The 3,877-nt window shown below is 63.6% G+C and carries 2 protein-coding genes; both read right to left on the bottom strand.

Annotation, left to right across the window (positions count from 1 at the left end; translation table 11 throughout):
* A partial coding sequence (locus tag D0N36_RS19145) for a lytic transglycosylase domain-containing protein (RefSeq protein WP_147320989.1) occupies nucleotides 1-1,580 on the bottom strand: 1,580 nt, incomplete at its 3' end.
* Between the two features lie 260 nt (nucleotides 1,581-1,840).
* Nucleotides 1,841-3,877 (bottom strand): outer membrane beta-barrel protein (locus D0N36_RS19140; protein ID WP_116943417.1); only part of this gene is annotated, 2,037 nt, incomplete at its 5' end.

Below are 3,877 nucleotides of genomic sequence, written 5' to 3'. Positions count from 1 at the left end.
AGCGGCCGGCGTGGCGGCAGCGACGAGGCCGGCGCGGCAGCCGGAACAGGAGCCGGCGTTGCGGGGGCGGGTACCGGCGCAGCGGCTGGAGCGGCGGGAGTCGGGGCAGGAGCTGAGGTAGCGGGCTGCTCGTTCACGCTCTCCATTTGCTTGTCGGTCTCGGCGGTGGCCGAATCGTCTTCCACGGCATCTTCCAGCGTCCGGGTGGCACGGGCGGTGCTGCCCCGGTAGGGCTCCGAGTCGTCGTTGGTGCGTTTCTTGGCGGGCGTGGAGGCCGGGCTGCTTACGGGCTGCTCGAAGGCGGCCAGGGCGGCGCGGTTTTGGCTATCCACGAACTCGACGGGCGTGGCTTTGGGGCGCGTGTGCTGCAGCCATAGTACCCGGCCGGGGCGCAGCTCCTCGTTGCGGGCCATGCGGTTCTTCTGCCAGATAGCCTTGGCCCGCAGCCCATACTTCTGCGACACCGTCAGCACGCTCTCGCCGAGTTGGGCTACGTGGTACTCCACGGCGCCTTTGTCGCGCTTCTTCTGCAGAAAGTAGGGCTGGCCGGGTACAATCTGGTCGAAGGCGAACAGGTCGTTGTACTTGAGGAAGCGCCGGAGTTTGAGGTTGCCGCGGCGGGCCAGGCTTTCCTTGGTGTCGCCGGGCAGCGCAATCAGCGCCCGCAGGCCGTTTACGCGCACCAGTTCGGCGTTTTCGGGGTCGGCAGTGGGCGGGTTGAGCAGCTGGGTGGCGGCGGCCGACTTCTGTTGGGCGGCCAGCAGCGTCAGCTGGGCGGGGTCGGAAATGGGCACCAGCACAGTGTACACGCGGTCAGTGGGCACGGTGGGGGCCAGCAGCCAGCGGTTGTGCTTGGCCAGCTCCTCGGGGTTCTGGCGCAGGCTAGTGGCCAGCAGGGCCAGCGACTGCCCGGCCGGCGCCGGAAACTCCTGGAACAGCAGCGGCGGCCGCGGATTCAGGTTCAGGGCTGGCTCGAAAGCCACTTTGTGGGCCAGAAACGTGAGTACATAGCCGTTGGTGCGCTCCGTAATTTCCATTTCGGTGGCATCGTAATCGGTGGGCAGCGTGTAGGGCTTGGCCCCGGTCAGGCCCAGGTTGTAGCTGATAAGGGAGTTAATCCAGTTATGAAACGTTTTGTTGTTGCGCAGCAGGTACTGAGCCGCGGCCTTCGAGGAGGCCACAATGTGCTTGCGCTCATCCACCGATTCGTTCATCAGCAGCCCAAAATCCAGGGCCGCCTCCCGCTTGAACTGCCAGTAACCGATGGCGTCGCTGATGCTTTGGGCATTGCCCTGCAGGCCGCTTTCGTGGATGGCCAAGTACCGAAAATCCAGCGGCAGGCCTTCCTGCTGAAACACCCGGTCGATGAGCGGGAAATAGGCATCGGCCAGCACCACCTTGGCCTGGAACGAGGCCGGGTGGCGGCGCAGGGCGTCCACCTTTTGCTGCACGGCCGCCTGGCCGCCAGGGGTGAGGCGCAGGCGCAGGTTGCCCAGCAGCAGGTTGGCAGGGACGGGCACGGTTTGGGCCATTCCCAGCAGTGGGAGCAGTAATAGTAGCAGCAGGTAAACGCGTTTCATAAGCAGCAAGCCAGAGGTACAGCGGCCGGCATTAAGGGCCAAACCCACCTCGTCGGCCCGCAAAATAGCGCAAAAATCAGCGGCTCCGTTTTCTGGTTCGTCCTCACGGGCGCCTCACCCCCTGGCCCCCTCTCCGAAAAAGGAGAGGGGAGACCAGCTCTAGCTGGTAGCTTAATTGTGGTTGCTCTGGCACTAAATAGCTAAAAATTAGTTCTCCCTCTCCTTTTTCGGAGAGGGGGCTAGGCGCAACGCCCGACGGGCTAAAACCCACCCGGCCGGCCACCGCCGCCCTCTGGCCGGCCGCCGCGGGGCCGCTGCCCGTCGCCATTGTCACGGCCTTCGCGGTCGGCCCCGCCGCTCGCGCCGCTGCCAAAGCTGCGGATGTTGTAGGTGAAGCTCAGCAGGAAGTAGCGCTGCAGGATATTAGTTTGCACATCCTCCGTGTAGGCGGCGGCAATATTGCGCTGGATGCTGTTATTCTGGCCCAGCAAATCGAGGGCAAACACCTGGATTTCGCCCTGCTGATTGGCAAATATTTTCTTGCCCAACGAGGCATTCCAGAGCACGAAGTTCTGGTTGAAGCCCGCCTCCAGGCCCGAATACAGCCGGTGGTTGACATCGGACTTCAACGTGATGCCCTTGGCAATAATCCAGCTCAGGCGCAGGCTGGTGTTCTGGCTGAAAAAGCGGTTGTTAAGCTGCGGCTGCAGGCTGTTGCGCACCCAGCTCTGGCTGGAGTTCGAGGCAAGCGTGAAGTCCACTTCGGTGCTGATGTTGCTGCTCAGGCTGGCACCCAGGCTGGCCGAGGGCGTGCGGTTGTAGTTCAACTCCCCGAACACCAGGCCCGGCGTCTGGGCGTAGTTGACGCCGGCATTCAAACTCAGGTTCGACTTAATCAGGGCCAGTGGCTGGCTGTAGTTGGCAAAGCTGCGCACCGAGTACTGCTGGTTCAGGTTGACGGGCCGGGTTAGCTGGCCGCCGGCCGGAATCACGATGCCGTCCACAGTCAGTGGCTCGCCGCTGGCGTATATCGTGTTGTTGGTGATGTAGTTGCTCACGTAGCTGCCGCCCAAGAAAGCGAAGAACGAGCGCGACTTTTCGGGCACCGCCGACGAGTAGCGCACGAACAGATTCTGGCGGGATTCCTGGCGCAGGTTGGGGTTGCCGGTCGTCAGCTGCAGCGGGTTGGCATTGTTCACCACTTCCTGCAGCTGGCTTACCGAGGGCGCGTTGGTGCTTGTGCGGTAGTTAATGCGCAGGTTCTGCTGCTTCGAGAAGTTGTAGCGGAATCGGGCGTTGGGCAGCAGGTTGAGGAAGGTGCGACGGGTGTCGCCGGGCCGCGGGAACTCCTGGTCGCTGTTCAGGCGGGCGTGCTGCAGCTCGGCGCCCACCGACCACTGCAACTCCTTGTTCTGGTAGCGGTAGCTCAGCTCGCCCGAGTTGGTGAGGTAGCTGCTCTGGAACACCGAGCTGAGCGTGTCGTTGAGGCGGCTGTACTGCTGCTCGCCGGGCACAAAATCGTAGGTCCGCTTGTCCGATTTGTTGGGTGTGTAGGCGATATCGTACTCCACCTGCACGGCCCCGTTCTGGCCCAGTGGCTCGGTGTAGTCAAGGCTGCCGCGCCAGTTCCAGCCCGTCTGGGTCAGCTCCGAAAACTGGTTGAGCGTGCTGGTAACCGGCTGCTGCTGGCGGTAGAAGGTAGTGCTCGAAAGCAGGTTATTGTCGCCCCGGTTGTCGTTGTAGCCCGCATTGAAACCCGCCGAGAAAGTGCGGCCCCGCAGGGCAAACCGGCGGCGGTACAACAGCTGGCTGCTGCCCGAAATGCCGGTGAGGGCCGAGCGGTAGGAACTGGCGTTGGCCCCTTGGGCCGTGGTGGCGCCGGCCCCATCGGGCGCGGCCACAAATGTGCTGCCATCAAGCAGGCTGTTGCCGGTGTTGCGCTGCATCGAGAAGCTGGGGCGCCACAGTAGCGAGTTCAGCGAGTCGAATTTATGGTCGAGGCGCAGGTTGAAGCGGTTGTTGATATTGCGGCTGCTGGCGCGCGAGTCCTCGGCGTAGCGCAAATCCTGGGGCTGGGTGGTGGTGGGCACGTAGCGGCGCAACAGGCTGGTGGCGCTGGTGTTATCGCTCAGGTTGAAGAAGTAGCTGCCCTGCACGTCGGTTTTGGTGCCCCAGGTATTGGAGTAGTTCAGGCCCAGCGCGTGGGTTTTACTGATGCCGCCCTGCTGGTTCACCAGAAAGTCGCCCGCGTTGCCGCTGTTGCCGCCGCCCTGGCTGCCGCGCCCCCCGCCGCGCCC

This window comes from Hymenobacter lapidiphilus (genome assembly GCF_003417065.2).
Lineage (GTDB): Bacteria > Bacteroidota > Bacteroidia > Cytophagales > Hymenobacteraceae > Hymenobacter.
This window is presented reverse-complemented; position numbering and strand designations above follow the sequence as displayed.